This window comes from Mycobacterium sp. ST-F2 (genome assembly GCF_001905655.1).
Classification (GTDB): domain Bacteria; phylum Actinomycetota; class Actinomycetes; order Mycobacteriales; family Mycobacteriaceae; genus Mycobacterium.
Map to the genome: position 1 here is coordinate 139,467 of NZ_JMHT01000017.1, position 15,874 is coordinate 155,340.

18 protein-coding genes are annotated in these 15,874 nt (G+C 67.6%); 5 read left to right on the forward strand and 13 right to left on the reverse strand.

What is annotated here, in order from left to right; genetic code table 11:
- Nucleotides 1-62: 62 nt before the first annotated feature.
- On the forward strand, nucleotides 63-773 hold the full coding sequence (mntR, locus tag EB75_RS08250) for a manganese-binding transcriptional regulator MntR (protein WP_073694922.1): 711 nt from the start codon (nucleotides 63-65) through the stop codon (nucleotides 771-773).
- 4 nt (nucleotides 774-777) lie between these two features.
- On the opposite strand, the gene EB75_RS08255 is transcribed toward mntR, so the two are convergent.
- The 4 genes from EB75_RS08255 to pptH are packed head-to-tail and all read right to left on the reverse strand — an operon-like array spanning nucleotide 778 to nucleotide 4,261.
- Entirely contained in the window at nucleotides 778-1,755 is a 978-nt protein-coding gene (locus tag EB75_RS08255) for a DUF2804 domain-containing protein (RefSeq protein ID WP_073694923.1), read from the reverse strand.
- Between the two features lie 9 nt (nucleotides 1,756-1,764).
- Nucleotides 1,765-2,667: a tRNA pseudouridine(55) synthase TruB gene (truB, locus tag EB75_RS08260; RefSeq protein ID WP_073694924.1), complete on the reverse strand. Its 903-nt coding sequence runs from the start codon at nucleotides 2,665-2,667 to the stop codon at nucleotides 1,765-1,767.
- Nucleotides 2,664-3,323, reverse strand: coding sequence for a 4'-phosphopantetheinyl transferase PptT (gene pptT, locus EB75_RS08265; RefSeq protein ID WP_073694925.1), 660 nt, complete (start codon nucleotides 3,321-3,323; stop codon nucleotides 2,664-2,666). The genes truB and pptT overlap by 4 nt, the downstream gene beginning before the upstream one ends.
- Complete coding sequence (pptH, locus tag EB75_RS08270; RefSeq protein WP_502689347.1) at nucleotides 3,320-4,261, reverse strand: ACP phosphodiesterase PptH; 942 nt, start codon at nucleotides 4,259-4,261, stop codon at nucleotides 3,320-3,322. Before pptH ends, pptT begins: the two co-directional genes overlap by 4 nt.
- A 164-nt stretch (nucleotides 4,262-4,425) precedes the next feature.
- Here pptH and EB75_RS08275 point away from each other — a divergent pair, with 164 nt between their 5' ends.
- Complete coding sequence (locus EB75_RS08275; RefSeq protein WP_073694954.1) at nucleotides 4,426-5,001, forward strand: DUF3558 domain-containing protein; 576 nt, start codon at nucleotides 4,426-4,428, stop codon at nucleotides 4,999-5,001.
- A gap of 30 nt (nucleotides 5,002-5,031) precedes the next feature.
- Here the strand turns inward: EB75_RS08275 and EB75_RS08280 are convergent, their stop codons facing one another.
- From EB75_RS08280 to EB75_RS29905, 3 genes are read right to left on the reverse strand one after another with little or no spacing between them, the layout of a single operon-like run.
- Nucleotides 5,032-5,433 (reverse strand): type II toxin-antitoxin system VapC family toxin, encoded by a 402-nt coding sequence (locus EB75_RS08280; RefSeq protein ID WP_073694927.1) that lies wholly within the window; start codon nucleotides 5,431-5,433, stop codon nucleotides 5,032-5,034.
- The gene (locus tag EB75_RS08285) at nucleotides 5,430-5,675 is read right to left on the reverse strand and encodes a type II toxin-antitoxin system VapB family antitoxin (RefSeq protein WP_073694928.1); all 246 of its coding nucleotides are present in this window, start codon (nucleotides 5,673-5,675) and stop codon (nucleotides 5,430-5,432) included. The genes EB75_RS08280 and EB75_RS08285 overlap by 4 nt, the downstream gene beginning before the upstream one ends.
- Before the next feature lie 50 nt (nucleotides 5,676-5,725).
- Nucleotides 5,726-6,553 (reverse strand): hypothetical protein, encoded by an 828-nt coding sequence (locus tag EB75_RS29905; RefSeq protein WP_286150118.1) that lies wholly within the window; start codon nucleotides 6,551-6,553, stop codon nucleotides 5,726-5,728.
- Between the two features lie 241 nt (nucleotides 6,554-6,794).
- On the opposite strand from EB75_RS29905, the gene EB75_RS08295 reads away from it, so the two are divergent.
- Nucleotides 6,795-7,367 (forward strand): Uma2 family endonuclease, encoded by a 573-nt coding sequence (locus tag EB75_RS08295; RefSeq protein ID WP_073694956.1) that lies wholly within the window; start codon nucleotides 6,795-6,797, stop codon nucleotides 7,365-7,367.
- Nucleotides 7,368-7,423: 56 nt separating this feature from the next.
- Entirely contained in the window at nucleotides 7,424-9,067 is a 1,644-nt protein-coding gene (locus EB75_RS08300; RefSeq protein ID WP_286150119.1) for a CocE/NonD family hydrolase, read from the forward strand.
- Here EB75_RS08300 and EB75_RS08305 read toward each other — a convergent pair.
- Complete coding sequence (locus EB75_RS08305; protein WP_073694929.1) at nucleotides 9,056-9,604, reverse strand: DUF1802 family protein; 549 nt, start codon at nucleotides 9,602-9,604, stop codon at nucleotides 9,056-9,058. The two genes, EB75_RS08300 and EB75_RS08305, sit on opposite strands and share 12 nt — an antisense overlap.
- Nucleotides 9,601-9,867: a DUF2277 domain-containing protein gene (locus EB75_RS08310; protein WP_073694958.1), complete on the reverse strand. Its 267-nt coding sequence runs from the start codon at nucleotides 9,865-9,867 to the stop codon at nucleotides 9,601-9,603. Before EB75_RS08310 ends, EB75_RS08305 begins: the two co-directional genes overlap by 4 nt.
- A gap of 71 nt (nucleotides 9,868-9,938) precedes the next feature.
- Between EB75_RS08310 and EB75_RS08315 the strand changes: the two genes are divergently transcribed.
- On the forward strand, nucleotides 9,939-10,688 hold the full coding sequence (locus EB75_RS08315; protein ID WP_073694959.1) for an enoyl-CoA hydratase: 750 nt from the start codon (nucleotides 9,939-9,941) through the stop codon (nucleotides 10,686-10,688).
- Between the two features lie 204 nt (nucleotides 10,689-10,892).
- Here EB75_RS08315 and EB75_RS08320 read toward each other — a convergent pair whose 3' ends face one another.
- The 4 genes from EB75_RS08320 to infB all read right to left on the reverse strand — a co-directional run.
- Nucleotides 10,893-12,191, reverse strand: coding sequence for an MATE family efflux transporter (locus EB75_RS08320; RefSeq protein WP_073694960.1), 1,299 nt, complete (start codon nucleotides 12,189-12,191; stop codon nucleotides 10,893-10,895).
- A 91-nt stretch (nucleotides 12,192-12,282) separates the two neighbouring features.
- Nucleotides 12,283-13,290: a DHH family phosphoesterase gene (locus tag EB75_RS08325; RefSeq protein WP_286150120.1), complete on the reverse strand. Its 1,008-nt coding sequence runs from the start codon at nucleotides 13,288-13,290 to the stop codon at nucleotides 12,283-12,285.
- Nucleotides 13,259-13,735, reverse strand: a complete 477-nt coding sequence (gene rbfA / locus EB75_RS08330) for a 30S ribosome-binding factor RbfA (protein WP_073694930.1) — start codon at nucleotides 13,733-13,735, stop codon at nucleotides 13,259-13,261. Before rbfA ends, EB75_RS08325 begins: the two co-directional genes overlap by 32 nt.
- 33 nt (nucleotides 13,736-13,768) lie before the next feature.
- Nucleotides 13,769-15,874: translation initiation factor IF-2 (gene infB / locus EB75_RS08335; RefSeq protein WP_073694962.1), on the reverse strand; the 2,106-nt coding region annotated here is incomplete at its 5' end.

Here is a 15,874-nt window from a genome sequence, read left to right on the forward strand (position 1 = left end):
CGCCGCTACGGCAGGCACCGTGAGATCCCCGGATCAGGTGACGATTGCCTAAACTTTGTGCTGTGAGTCCTGCAGAAGACACTGGCAACCCGCCAGATTTATCCCCGGTTGCGCAGGACTACCTCAAAGTCATCTGGACCGCGCAGGAGTGGTCGCGCGAGAAAGTCAGCACGAAAATGCTGGCTGAGCGCATCGGGGTGTCGGCCTCCACGGCGTCCGAATCGATCCGCAAGCTCGCCGACCAGGGCCTGGTGCACCACGAGAAGTACGGCGCCGTGACGCTCACCGACACTGGACGCAGCGCGGCGCTCGCGATGGTCCGCCGCCACCGGTTGATGGAGACCTTCCTGGTGCGCGAGCTCGGCTACGGCTGGGACGAGGTGCACGACGAGGCCGAGGTGCTCGAGCACGCGGTGTCAGACCGGATGCTGGACCGCATCGACGCCAAGCTCGGGTACCCGACCCGGGACCCGCACGGCGACCCGATCCCGGCGGCGAACGGTCAGGTGCCGACTCCCCCGGCCCGGCAGCTGTCCGCGTGTTCGGACGGTGACGCCGGCACCGTGGCCCGGATCTCCGATCACGACCCGGAGATGCTGCGGTACTTCGACAGCGTCGGCATCACGCTCGACTCACACCTGCGGGTGGTGGCCCGGCGCGATTTCGCCGGGATGATCTCGGTGGCCGTCACGGCGGCGGACGCCGCGGACGACGATGCGACCACCGTCGACCTGGGTAACCCTGCGGCGGAAGCGATCTGGGTCGTCGCCTAGCGCCTCACCAGACCAGGCTGACCTGCTCCGCCCAGCCCAACAGGCGCTCGATCGCGATGGTCTGCCCGTCGTCGGTGCGAATACGTCCGTCGTAGCGGCCGAAACACTGGTGCGTGCCGGGTCCGGGGTTTCGGTCGTGGAACGGCGTGAAGACCAGGTTCACCTGATCCCCGTCGGGTGTGCGGATGGACCACGGCGCGAGGTAGTCGGTGTACTGCCAGTCCAATTCGGTACCGATCTTGGTGAGCCGACCGTCGACGCAGAGGGCGTTCTCCGTCATGCCGGTGCCGACTGTCCATTTGCCGCCCAGCTGCAGGCCGACGACATGGCCGTCGGTGTGGCCGGAGGCGGCGCCCCAGTTCCACCGCACCAGCGCCGGCCAGCGCCCCCGGCCGTGGTCGAGGACGCCCCAGCCGCCCGTGAAGTCGTAGCTCTGCTCGCCGAGGTGCACCGTGCCCGACGCCGGCCGCGCGGTGTGCTTGGCGGTGTATTGAAATTTGCGGTCGCTCCACGGCACGACGACGCTCAGCGTCTCGTGTCCGGGCGGCAAGGCCACCGTCAGGTCACCGGTCAGCGGGCCGTGAGCGGTCTTGCAGGAGAACTGAATCCGGGTGCCATCGGGTCCATCGGTCAGGTCGATGGTGACCGAGCCGTGGGCGCTGGCCGGGCCGCCGCCCAGGCTCGTCGGCAACGTCACCCCGCGAGCCAGCGGCAGCACATCGTTACAGTTGACCTCGCGCCCACCGTATTCGAGGAAGTAGATGTTGTTGACTGCCAGGTAGTCGAGGCTGGACACCGTGACGGCGACCAGATGGGTCGGCGTCGTGATGCACCAGTACTCCCAGCGTTTGGTGCGCCCCCAGCCGCGTAAGTTGCAGCGGTGCAACGGGGTTCGGGTCCAGCCCACCGCGTCACGGTTGAGCCGGCCGGACGGCGTGCACAGGTCGACGGGCCGAGTGATCTCGGGCTCGTGGGTGGCCATGCGCCGACGCTACAACGTGGCCGGACGCAGCACCACGACGCTGCTGGTGCGTTTGGGCCCGTCCTCCAGCAGCGCGATCACCTGCCCGTCGGGTGCCGTGGCGGCGTACGTGCCGTCGATACCGGCCGGCTTCAGTGCCCGGCCGTGCCGGGTGTCCTCGGTCTCGGCGTCGGTGAGGTCGCGGCGCGGGAAGCCCAGCAGGCAGGCGGCGTCCAACGAGTAGCTCAGTTCCGCGGCATCGGTCAGCTGTTCCAGCGTGCGCGCCTCGTCCAGTCCGTAGCGGCCAACCTTGGTGCGCCGCAACACCGTCAAGTGCCCACCCACGCCGAGTGCGGCACCGACGTCACGGGCCAGCGCCCGGATGTAGGTGCCCGACGAGCAGTCCACCGTGACGTCGACATCGACGAAGTCCTCGACGCGGCGGACCGCGTCGACCGAGAAGCGTTCGATCCGCACCCGGCGGGCCGCCAACTCCGGCGCCTTGCCTTCACGCACCAGCTTGTACGCCCGCTCGCCGTCGACCTTGATGGCGCTGACCGCCGACGGCACCTGGTCGATCTCGCCCCGCAGCGCCGCGACCGCGGTCTCGATCTGCTCGTCGGCGACGTGGGCAGCCGAAACCGTCTGCAGCACTTCACCTTCGGCGTCCTCGGTCGACGTGGTCTGGCCGAGCCGGATGGTCGCGAGGTACTGCTTGTCGGTGGCGGTCAACAGGCCCAGGATCTTGGTGGCCCGCTCGATCCCCACCACCAACACACCGGTGGCCATGGGATCCAGCGTCCCGGCATGCCCGACCTTGCGGGTGCCGAACAACCGGCGGCACCGGCCGACGACGTCGTGGCTCGTCATCCCGGCGGGCTTGTCGACGATCACCAGACCCGGCGGCGGCGCGGGCTTCGCTGCTGCCTTCACAACGAGATCGCCGTCAGGACAAGGCCGTTGGACACTGTGAAGCGTCCGGGAAGTTCGGTCAGTGGCGGCCCGGACTCGGCCGCGGGGTCGATCAGAATCCGGGACAGGAACGTGCCCGAACTGCCCGTGGAATCGAGCTCGAACGTGATGTGCGCGTCCTCGAAACCCAGCCACCGGTGGGTCAGCGGGAACCACGCCTTGTACGTCGCCTCTTTGGCACAGAACAGGATTCGGTCCCAGTGCAGGTCACCTTCCAGCGTCGCGACGGCGTCCTGTTCGGCCGGCAGCGCGACGGCGCCGAGCACTCCCTTGGGCAGCACCCCGTGCGGTTCGGCGTCGATACCGACCGACCGCACCTCTGTGGACCGCGCCACCACCGCGCCGCGGAAACCTTCGCAGTGCGTGAGGCTTCCGACGATCCCGTCGGGCCAGCACGGTTCGCCCTTGTCCCCCTTGAGAATCGGGACCGGACCGACATCGAGCTTGCCCAAAGCCTCCCGGGCGCACTGCCGTACCGTGATGAACTCGTTGCGACGCTTGGCCACCGAGCGGGCGATCAGCGGCTCTTCCTCGGGCAGCGGCGTGAGATCGACAGCGTCGGAATACCTCTCGGCGGTGGCCACCACATCGGGCAGCACCTGGGTCAGCAAGGTCACAGTCGCCTCGAGTTGATTCGGTCCTGCATTTTCTGCGCGTGCTCCCGCATTTCCTGGGTGATCTCGAAGTGACCACCGAAATCGTTGAGGTAACCGGGTGGGTACTGGGGGTCCGGCAGAATCTGCCGCATCCAGCGATAAGGCTTGCGGCGTCGCCACTCTCGCGGATAGCCGACCGAGACTTCTTCGAACCGCACCCCGTCGTAGTAGGTCGTGCGCGGGATGTGCAGGTGGCCGTACACCGAGCAGACGGCGTTGTAGCGGGTGTGCCAGTCCTTGGTCGCGGTCGTGCCGCACCACAGCGAGAATTCCGGATAGAACATGGCGTCGCAGGGTTCACGCACCAGCGGGAAATGGTTGACCAGAACCGTGGACTCCATCCAGTCCAGGTCATCGAGCCTCTTGCGGGTGATGTTCAGCCGGTCCCGGCACCAGGCGTCCCGCGTCGCGTACGGCTCGCTCGACAGCAGGAACTCGTCGGTGCCGACGACGTTGCGCTCTTTGGCCAGGGCCAGCCCCTCGGCCTTGGTCGCGGTGCCGGCGGGCAGGAAGCTGTAGTCGTACAGCAGGAACATCGGCACGATGGTCGCCGCGCCGCCCGGGCCGGTCCACACCGGGAACGGATGCTCGGGGGTCACGATGCCCATCTGGTCGCACATGTCGACCAGGTAGTCGTAGCGGGACTTCCCGAAGATCTGCATCGGGTCTTTGTTGGTGGTCCACAGTTCGTGGTTGCCCGGCACCCAGATGACCTTGGCGAAGCGCTTGCGCAGCAGGTCCAGGGACCACCGGATGTCGTCGGTGCGCTCGGCGACGTCGCCGGCGACGATCAGCCAATCGTCCCGCGAGGCCGGGTGCAGCGACTCGGTGACCGGTTTGTTTCCGGTGTGCCCGATGTGCAGGTCACTGATTGCCCAAAGGGTCGGCTGGGTCGACACAACAATTCAGGGTACTTGGACGGCAGCAACCCCCGTTGTCGTGCCAACCGTCCCGCGCAGCGGGAGAAACTAGAACAGGTTCTCCCATCCTGTTCGGTGTGACGCAGGCGACTTGTAGACTCCCCGCAGTATTGCTCGGAGTTAAGAGGGGTGTCATGGCATCGATGGCCGGAAAACTACGTCTGGTGTCGGCGTTGTGTGCGCTCGTGACGGCAGGCGTTGTGGTCACCCAGACGAACCCGGTGACGCCCACCGGTGGCGACAACGTGGAGCTGCGCTACACCTCTGCCCCGATCAGCAGCACCATCAAGTCGCCGATCATCTCCACCGTCAACCCGAGCCCGTTCGACCCGTGCGACCAGATTCCGCTCGACGCCATCAACGGCATGGGCCTGGGCTTTACCCCGCCCGACCACGAAGACGGCCTGCGCTGCCACTACGACGCCGGCAACTACCAGATCGCCGTCGAGCCCATCGTGTGGCGCACCTACGAGCAGACGCTGCCTGCCGACGCCGTCGAGCTCAACATCGCCGGGCACCGCGCCGCCCAGTACTGGGTCATGAAGCCGACCGACTGGAACGACCGCTGGTGGGTGACCTGCATGATCACCTTCAAGACGAGCTACGGCCTGATCAACCAGTCCATGTTCTACTCGCCGATCGAGTCGCCGGACCGCCCGGACTGCCTGCAAACCAACCTGCAGCGCGCCAACCAACTGGTGCCGTTCTACAAGTTCTGATCGCGAGGCGACGGCCGTGCGTCACCACACCTAGCTGGACTCGAGCGCCGACCGAACGCCTGTGTGCCCGAAGTCGTTGCCCTTCCACAACAATGGCTCGCGACAGTCGATCGCCAGTGCATATGCGAAGCAGTCACCGAAGTTGAGGCCCGCGGGATGGCCACTGCCTTTGCCGAAGTCGCGATAGGCGTGGCGGGCCAAATGTGCCTGGCGCTCGGTGACCGGCTCGATAATGACCCCTGCGGTGTCGAGCAGTTCGTCCAGCTTAGAACTCAGCGCAGGGTCCTGGTCCCGGTCCACGATGATGCCGCATTCAACGTAACTTCCTGCCGAGAGCCTTAGGGGCGCACCAGCCGCGATCGCACGGGAGTACACGGCCGCGTCGTCCTCGTCTCGCAGGATGGCGATGATTGATGACGTATCGACGATCATTTGGGAAGTCCCAGTTCGTCGTACAACAACTCGCCGTGGTCGATGAGCTTTGTCTCCTGACTCATTCGACTTGCTGCCTCCCGGCCGATCGCCAGCAATCGCTCTGCCAGATCATCGGCCTGCAATCGTCGCAGCCGATCGTTCACCGCTGTCGCGACGGCCTGCGCCTGCGACTCGCCGGTGATCCTCGCGATCTCTTTCACGGCCTCATGGACGGCCGGATCTTTGATGTTCAGCGCCATGATTGGTACCTTCCTACCCCTTCGATGGTACCAATGGGTATCGGCGGCGGTCATGCCGATTTCACCTGGCGTGGCCGCGCACGCTCATAGGCCGCCGCGAACCGGGCCCATTGGTCGGCACTCGGAGGGACAGCAGCGTAGCTGCGGTCCATACCGCATGCTCTCTCGCGCAACCAGTTCAGAACGTGGTCGAAGTCTGCAGCCTCGATCGGGGGCAACCTCAGCGCGTCCCCGCACGCGGCGAGCTGCTCTTCGTAACGGTCCTCCCAGCATTCGGTCCGCCAGCCGCTCCACAACTCCGGCAGCGCCCGGAACACACCCAGGACGTCGGCGGTATTCCACACTCCGACCGTGTTTCGGGGGACATCGATGTGCACCCCACCTTCGGGGATCTTGCCCAGCTTCAGTCGCTGGACGCCTCTACCCGGCAATTTGTCGAGCAGCGCCGGCCCGTGCCACGCCTTGCTGTCGCCCCACCACAATGGCCACATCCGCAGGTCCCCCGCCGCGTCGATGACGGAAACCAAGTGGCACAACCCATTTCGCGATTTCGCCAGCTTCGGCATGGCGATGCCGTCCAGTGGGGGCAGCGCAAAGTCCTTCCCGACGTATCCCCCGATCTCGACGGTGCCGTCATACGCGTAGCAGATCTCATAGCCCACCCACATATCGGCGAGCGCCGCCAGGATGGTCCGCCGGAACGGCATGTCCACCATGAGGTTGTCGCCGAAGAACACGACCCGCCGCCGATCGAAATCGAAGACCGCACCACCGTCGCACCACAGCGGATCGGTCCACCCGTCAGGCGATTCCCGCCGCTGCAGCGATTCCAGGAATTCCAGCGCCAGGTCCGGCCCGCCGATCAACATATCCACCATGCGGCAGCCCTCACAATGCGAGTAAACGTACTGCCACTCTTGGTCTTTCACGACAACAATGTTCGCTCGATTGCCCATCGGATCCCCCCGCCTCGTCGGGTGCGGCCACGCGCCGCACCGGTTGAATACGGTCTACTCCCGGGGTCCGACAGATTTGTCGGTGTGCTCCGCAAGACTCGGAGTCGATCGCCGATGCGCGTAATCTGCAAATATTCGATTTCACTCGCGAGAGGAGGCAGCGGTGTCCGACCTTGCTGATGTGCCCCGCGACCTCCTGAGCCTGGAGCAGTGGGATGCGCTGGATCTCGACCCGACGCGGCGGTGGGAACTCACCGAAGGGACCCTCAGCATGTCGCCGCGCCCACGACTCTGGCATCAGCGCATGTCGACGAGACTCATCAGTCTCCTTCAACACCACCTGCCGGACGGACTCGAAGCCCTTCCCGAGATCGAGGTAGTGACCAAGGCGTCGTTTCCGCCGAGTGTCCGCGATCCCGACATCGTCATCGTCCGCGATCACGTGTTCGAGGAGCGACAGAGCGCCCGGGTCGCGGCAGCCGACGTGGCGCTCGTCATCGAAATCGTCTCGCCGGGTTCGCGCGGAACGGACCACGTCATGAAACTGCACGAGTACGCCAAGGCCGGCATCGAAAACTACTGGATCGTCGACCCCGACGCGCCGACCGAAGACCGATTTCTCGCCTACCGACTCGACGGCGAGGCCTATCGACGAGTCGCAGCACTCAACGGAGACCGGGTACGTGTGACCGCGCCCGCAACAATGGAATTCACGCTCAGCCAGCTCACGGACTGACGCCGCCGCCACGCTCACGCCGTCACCGTTGCCGGTGGATCGGTACTCTCCGAATAGTGAGCTCCCGAATCTCCCGCCATAGCTCCCGATTGCTCAGCCGCATCCTCGATGTCCCGCCCCCGACGACGGACTACACCGTCAGCCGCGTCCTCACCCCGATGCGCGACGGTGTCGAACTGGTCGGCAGCCACTACGCCCCCACCGGTACCGCCAAGGGCACCCTCCTGGTGCGATGCCCCTACGGCCGCGGCTTCCCGTTCGGCCCGGTGTTCGGCGCGACGTACGCCCGCCGCGGCTATCACGTGCTGCTGCAGAGTGTGCGCGGCACATTCGGCTCCGGCGGCGAGTTCGAACCGATGGTCAACGAGATCGCCGATGCCGTGGACACCGCCGCCTGGCTGCGCGACCAACCGTGGTTCACCGGGTCATTCGCCACGATGGGGCTGTCCTACCTGGGCTTCACCCAGTGGGCACTACTCAGCGATCCCCCGCCCGAGCTGAAGGCCGCCATCATCACCGTCGGCCCGCATGACTTCGCCGAATCAGCCTGGGGTACCGGCGCATTCACGCTCGACAACTTCCTGGGTTGGAGCGACATGATGGCCCACCAGGAGGACGCCCGACTGGCCGTCGGGGTCCGGCAGTTCCGGGCACCACGCCTGGTCGCCCGCACCCACACCCAGGCGCCGGCCGGCGCCGCCGGACGTCGGCTATTGGGTAGCGGAGCGACCTGGTACGAATCGTGGCTGAGCCATCCCGACGGCTCCGACCCGTTCTGGGACTCCATGGCCCTGGCCGACACACTCGACAAGGTCGACGTTCCGGTCTTGCTGATCGGCGGCTGGCAGGACCTGTTCCTGGAGCAAACCCTCGACCAGTTCCAGCGCCTGCACGGGCGGGGCGTGCCCACCGCGGTCACCATCGGGTCGTGGACCCACAGCCAGGTGATGACCCGCGGCGGCGCGACGGTGCTGCGCGAATCGCTGGCGTGGCTCGACACCCATCTGACTGAAACCACCCCGGCACCCGAACGGGCGGCCGTGCGCGTCGAGGTCAACGGTCAGGGCTGGCTCACCATGCCGGACTGGCCACCGGCCGCCACCGAACTCGAGTTGTATCTGCAGCCCGCGCACCGACTCGGTGCCACCGCGCCCGCCGACACCGCGCCGTCGTCGCGGTTCACCTTCGATCCCGCGGCGCCGACGCCCACGCTGGGCGGCCGGTTGCTGTCGTCGGCCGCGGGCTATCAGGAGGACTCCGCCCTGAGCCGACGACCGGATGTCGTCGACTTCACCGGTGAGCCGCTGACCGAAGACCTGTACCTGGTCGGAAACCCGGTGATCGAGCTGACCCAGTCGTGCGACAACCCCAACCGGGACATCTTCGTCCGGCTCAGCGTGGTCGACGCAAAAGGCAAGTCCCGCAACATCAGCGATGGATTCCGCAGGCTCACAACACCTTCCGACGAGCCCGAAACCGTGCGCCTGGAGCTCGACGCCGTCGCACACCGGATCCCGGCCGGGTCCCGGCTGCGGGTGATCGTCGCGGGCGGTTGCCACCCGCGCTACGACCGGAATCTCGGTACCGGCGAACCCGTCATCTCCGGCGAGCGCATGGTGCCGGCCACCCACGCAGTGCACCACGGCGCGGGCGGGGTGTCCCGGCTGCTGTTGCCGAAGGTCGCGCTGTCAGCCGACTGAGTCGCGCACCCGCTGGGCAATGGCGGCCAGCGCCGCGTCGTCGTACACCGGCGGGCCCCACTCGGGCGTGACGGGCAGATCCACCCAGCTGCGGCAGCCGGCGTAGTCGGGGGTACGCGGCAGGCGCATCGGTGTCACGAGCGGTTTGGCCTGCACCACCAGGACCGTCAGCCGGTGCCGGGGCCGGAAATCCAGCCGGTCGTTCTGTACGGATTCAGTGGTCCAGATGTGCAGATCGGCGATCGCATCCAATCCGTCCGGACGCTCAACCGCCACGGCGGCAACGACTTTCGCACCGCCGCGCAATACCACCTCGGTGTCGGTGCTGTCCCCCGCCGTCCGTTCGAGAAGATCGGTGAACTCGGGCCGGACCCGCGCCGCATGGCTGTGCTCGACTGTCGGGAAGAACACGAACTCCGGCACCGATACCTCAAAACGCTTTTCCCCGATACCGCCCTTGCGCAGCAGCACCGTCTGGCGACCGTCGAGCAGCGCCTGTACCGCCGCGCCCCACTCCTTGAGCGCGGGCGAATTCACTTGGCGGCCAACCTCGCCTGCACCTCGGGCCGCCGCAGCGGCGGCACCGTCTTGGGCGGCTGCCGACGGGCAGGCAGCTGGCTCAGCAGTCGCTGGGTGACGGCCGTGACCTCCGCGACCGCGGCTTCGAAGGCGTCGACGTTGGCGGCGGTGGGACGGGTGATCCCGCTGACCTTGCGGATGTACTGACGCGCGGCGGCCTCGATCTCCTCGGCCGTGGCGGCCGGCTCCAGGCCACGCAGTTCGGTGATGTTGCGGCACATGGCCTCCACGATAGGCGCGTCCGGGCCGCAAGTTACGGTGTCGGTGGGTGACCGCCAAGCAAGGAGCCAACGTGACCGACGTCCTACTGATCGACACCACCGACCGGGTTCGCACCCTGACGCTGAACCGGCCGAAGTCCCGGAACGCGCTGTCCTACGAGCTGCGCGATGCCTTCTACGGCGCGCTGCGCCAGGCCGAGGCCGACCCGGACGTCGACGTGGTGATCCTGACGGGCGCCGACCCGGTGTTCTGCGCCGGTCTGGACCTCAAGGAACTCGGCGAGGGCGCAGACCTGCCGGACATCTCGCCGAAGTGGCCGAACATGACCAAGCCCGTCATCGGTGCCATCAACGGCGCGGCCGTCACCGGCGGCCTGGAGCTGGCGCTGTACTGCGACATCCTGATCGCCTCGGAGAACGCCAAGTTCGCCGACACCCACGCCCGCGTCGGACTGCTGCCGACCTGGGGCTTGAGTGTGCGGCTGCCGCAGAAGGCCGGTGTCGGCCTCGCCCGCCGGATGAGCCTGACCGGCGACTACCTGTCGGCGGCCGAGGCGCTGCGCGCCGGACTGGTCACCGAGGTGGTGCCACACGATGAGCTGCTCCCGACCGCGCGCCGCGTCGCGGCCTCGATCGTCGGCAACAACCAGAACGCCGTGCGCGCGCTGCTGGACTCGTACCACAAGATCGACGGCTCGCAGACCGACGCCGGGCTGTGGATCGAAGCCGCGTCGGCCCGCAAGTGGATGGACGCCTCCAGCGGCAACGACATCGCCGCCAACCGCGACGCCGTCATGGCGCGCGGCCGCACCCAGGTCTAGTAGCTGTTCCCTCTCCCCTCGAGCCGGCCTGGGGGCACCTCCCGCTTGCGGGGGAGTTTGTACACCGACACGCCGCTCCAGCTGTACAAGAACGTCCCGCTCACCGGCGATGAGCGGGACGTTTTTGTACGGGAACCACGGCGTGTCGTGTGCAGACACGGCCGCTCGCGAGAGGTGGGTGACGACGCCTTTCGGGCGACCTGCTCACGCCCAGCGGCCGGACAGCGCGCGCCAGCCGACGAAGACGAGCCGCAACACCAGGAACGTGCTCAACCCGGACCAGATGCCGGCCAGGCCCCAGCCGAACGCCAGGGACAGCCAGATCAGCGGCAGGAAGCCGACGAGCCCGCTGATCAGGGTGGCGTTGCGCATGAACTTGGCGTCACCGGCGCCGAGCAGCACCCCGTCGAGGGCGAACACGATTCCGGCGATGGGCAATTGGGCCACCATGAACCACCACGGGATGCCGATCTGGTCCCGCACCGCGTGGTCTGCGGTGAACACTGCGGGCAGCACGCCGGAGCCCACTGCGAACACCGCCGCCAGCGCCGTCGCCGCGGCGGCCGAATAGACCGTCACGCGCCGCGCCACCGTCTTCGCATGCGCCGGCTCCCCCGCGCCGAGGGCCGCGCCGACGAGCGACTGTGCCGCGATGGCCAGTGAATCCAGCACCAGTGCAAGGAAATTCCACAGCTGCAGCACCACCTGATGCGCGGCGACGGCGGCCGCACCGAACCGGGCCGCGACCGCGCCGGCAGACAGGAAACACACCTGGAACGCCAGGGACCGCAACACGAGATCGCGGCCCATGGTCAATTGAGCGCGCAGCACGTCGGGCCGCAGGCGCAGCGAAACCCGTTCGGACAGCAGCGCATACCCGAACAACGCCGCGGCGATCCACTGCCCGACCAGGTTGGCCACCGCCGAACCGACGAGGCCGAGACGCGGCAGTCCCAGCCAGCCGAACACCAACAGCGGGCACAGCACCGCTGAAATACCCACGCCGACAAGCACATACCGCAGCGGACGGACCGTGTCCTGCACACCGCGCAGCCAGCCGTTGCCGGCCATGGAGATCAGGATCGCGGGTACGGCCAGGATCGCGACACGCAACCAGGGCAGCGCGGTCTCGGCGATGCCACCCCGAGACCCGGCGATGGCCGTGAGCAGAAAGGGCGCCAGCGCCTGCACCACCACCACGATGAGCACGCCGACAGCCAGCGCCAGCCAGGTGGCCTGCACGCCCTCCCCGACCGCACCGGCCCGGTCACCGGCGCCGAAGCTCCGGGCCGACCGCGACGTCGTGCCGTACGACAGGAACGTCAGCTGTGAGCCGACAAGGCTGAGGATCAGGCCGCCAACCGCCAGACCCGCCAACGGCAGCGCGCCGAGTCGGCCCACCACCGCAGTGTCGAGCAAGAGATAGATCGGCTCGGCGGCGAGCACCCCGAGCGCAGGGAAGGCGAGCCCCGCGATGCGCCGGCCGGTTACCTCGGTGGTCATGACGCGCACGCTCGCCGGCCGCGAGCGGCACGAATATGCACGCCGAACACGGCGTGTCGGCGTACAAACACGGCCGCTCGCGGGAGAGGGATCAAGAGAGCGCGGCGATGAGGGCCGCGACGACGTCGTCGGCGGTTCCGGTCGGTGAGTAGCCCGCCGCGAACCGGTGGCCGCCTCCGCCGAACGAACTCGCGAGCACCGACACGTCGACCTCGGTCTTGGCCCGCAGGGACACCGACCACTGCCCCGGCTCGATCTCTTTGAGCACCGCCGCCACCTCGGCCTCGGACGTGGTCCGCACGATGTCCACGATGCTCTCGACTTCTTCCGATCGTGCCGCCGCGTACTCCCGGTGCGACACAACGGCATACACCAGGCCCTTGCCGCCGGCGGCGTCGGGCACCAGGGACGCTGTCGACAGCACCCGGGACAGCATGGGCAGCCACGAATACGGGTGGGTGTCGAGCAGCGCACGGCTGACCGCGGCATTGTCGACGCCGATGTCGATCAGCCGCGCCGCCAATCGGTACGCCCGGGGACTGGCCCAGCGGAACGAGCCGGTGTCGGTGGTCAGCCCGGCGTACAGGCAGTGCGCCACCGGCAGCTCGATCGGCTTGCCCCAGGCGTCCAGCAGCTCGGCCACCAGCATGGTGGTCGAATCCGCCGATGGGTCAACGTAATTCGCGGTACCGAACAACCGGTTGGAGGCATGGTGATCGATCACCAGCACCTGCCGCCCGGGCGCCGCCAGCTTGGCCAGCGACCCCAGCCGGTTCACGCTCGGGATGTCGACGGTGACCACCAGGTCGGCGTCGGTACGCATCTGGTCCGGCGGCACCAGCAGGTGCCCGCCGGGCAGCGTCTGCAGCGAGTCCGGCACGGTCGCGGGCGCGGCAAAGCCGACCTGCACGTCCTTGCCGGCTTCGCTGAGAACCAGTGCGAGCGCGAGGCCCGCCCCGATGGTGTCGGCGTCGGGGTACACGTGGGCAACCACGCTGACGCTGTCGACCGCACCGAGCAGATCAGCCGCACCGCGCGCGTCAACCCGCGCGCCGTGCGGCCGAATCTCAGTCGTCGGTTCGATCGCGGTCACCTGCATCCTCGGAATCGCTGTCCCCCACCACACGGTACGGATCGGCGTCACCGGCGTGCTTCGCGCCCTCGCGGATGCGCGCCACGTCCTCGTCAGCGGCACGGGCCCGGGCCAGCAGCTCTTCCATCTTCAGAGCCGCGTCGGGCACGGTGTCGCGCTCGAAAGTCAGCGTGGGCGTGAACCGAACCCCGGTTCCCGCACCGACTTTCGAGCGCAACGCACCCTTGGCCTTCTCCAGGGCAGCCGCGACGCCGGCGTAGTCCGGCTCCTCGTCGAGGCTGGTCCCGATCACCGTGTAGTACAGCGTGGCGTCGTGCAGATCACCGGTCATCTTGGCATCGGTGATCGTCACGCCGTCGAGCCGTGGATCCTTGATCTCGTACTCGATCGCCGAAGCGACGATGGTCGAGATGCGCTTGGCCAATCTTTTAGCCCTGGCCGGATCAGCCACGCTGCCCTCTGTTCTTCGCGCAAGCGCTCATCACTACGTACGAGCCTTCTCGACGAGTTCGTACGTCTCGATGACGTCGCCTTCCTTGATGTCGTTGTAGGTCAGCGTCAGACCACATTCGTAGCCTTCGCGCACCTCGGTGGCGTCATCCTTCTCGCGCTTGAGCGAAGACACCGTGAGGTTCTCGGCGATGACGATGTTGTCGCGCAGAAGGCGGGCCTTGGCGTTACGCCGCATGATGCCCGACTGCACGAGGCAACCAGCGATGTTGCCGACCTTCGACGACCGGAAGATTGCGCGGATCTCGGCGCGGCCGAGCTCCTTCTCCTCGTAGACCGGCTTGAGCATGCCCTTGAGCGCGCTCTCGATCTCGTCGATGGCCTGGTAGATCACCGAGTAGTACCGGATCTCCACACCCTCGCGGTTCGCCAGCTCCGTCGCCTTGCCCTCGGCACGGACGTTGAAGCCGATGATGATCGCATCCGAAGCCGACGCCAGGTTGACGTTGGTCTCGGTGACGCCACCGACACCGCGGTCGATGACGCGCAGTTCCACCTCGTCGTCGATCTGGATGCCCATCAAGGCCTCCTCGAGCGCCTCGACGGTGCCCGAGTTGTCGCCCTTCAGGATCAGGTTCAGCTGGCTGGTTTCCTTCAGCGCCGAATCCAGGTCTTCCAGGCTGATGCGCTTGCGCGAACGTGCGGCCAGCGCATTGCGCTTACGCGCGCTGCGCCGGTCGGCGATCTGCCGGGCGATGCGGTCTTCGTCGACGACGAGGAAGTTGTCGCCGGCGCCGGGCACCGAGGTGAAACCGATGACCTGGACCGGACGCGACGGGAACGCCTCTTCGACGTCCTCGCCGTGCTCGTCGACCATGCGGCGGACGCGGCCGTAGGCGTCGCCGGCGACCACCGAGTCACCGACGCGCAGCGTGCCGCGCTGCACCAGCACCGTGGCGACCGGGCCGCGACCGCGGTCCAGGTGCGCCTCGATGGCCACACCCTGGGCCTCCATGTCGGGGTTGGCCCGCAGGTCCAGCGAAGCGTCCGCGGTCAGCAGCACGGCTTCGAGCAGACCGTCGATGTTGGTGCCCTGCTTGGCCGAGATGTCGACGAACATGGTGTCGCCGCCGTAATCCTCGGCCACCAGGTTGTACTCGGTCAGCTGCGCACGGATCTTCTGCGGATCCGCGCCTTCCTTGTCGATCTTGTTGACCGCCACCACGATCGGCACATCAGCGGCCTGAGCGTGGTTGATGGCCTCCACCGTCTGCGGCATGACGCCGTCGTCGGCCGCGACCACGAGGATCGCGATGTCGGTGGCCTTGGCACCACGGGCACGCATGGCGGTGAACGCCTCGTGACCCGGGGTGTCGATGAACGTCACCAGACGCTCGTTGCCGTCCAGCTCGGTCAGCACCTGGTAGGCGCCGATGTGCTGGGTGATGCCACCGGCCTCGCCCTCACGGACGTTGGCCTTACGGATCGTGTCGAGCAGTCGCGTCTTACCGTGGTCGACGTGGCCCATGACGGTGACCACCGGCGGCCGGCTGGCCAGGTCGTCCTCGTCGCCGGCGTCCTCGCCGTAGGTGAGGTCGAACGACTCGAGCAGCTCGCGGTCCTCGTCCTCCGGGGACACGACCTGCACGACGTAGTTCATCTCGCTGCCCAGCAGCTCGAGGGTGTCGTCACCCACCGACTGGGTGGCGGTCACCATCTCGCCCAGGTTGAACAGCGCCTGCACCAGCGAGGCCGGGTTGGCGTTGATCTTCTCGGCGAAGTCGCTCAGCGACGCGCCACGAGCGAGGCGGATGACCTCGCCGTTGCCGTGCGGCAACCGCACGCCACCGACGATCGGCGCCTGCATGTTCTCGTATTCGGCGCGTTTTGCGCGCTTCGACTTACGTCCACGACGGGGTGCGCCACCGGGACGCCCGAAGGCACCCGCGGCACCGCCGCGCTGACCGGGACGACCGCCGCCACCACCGGGGCCACCGCCACCGGGAGCACCGCCGCCGCCACCGGGACGGCCGCGGAAGCCACCGCCGGCACCGGCACCTGCGCCGCCACCGGCGCCGCCGCCGCGGTAGTTACCGCCGCCACCGGCACCACCGGGACGAGGGCCACCACCGGGACGCGG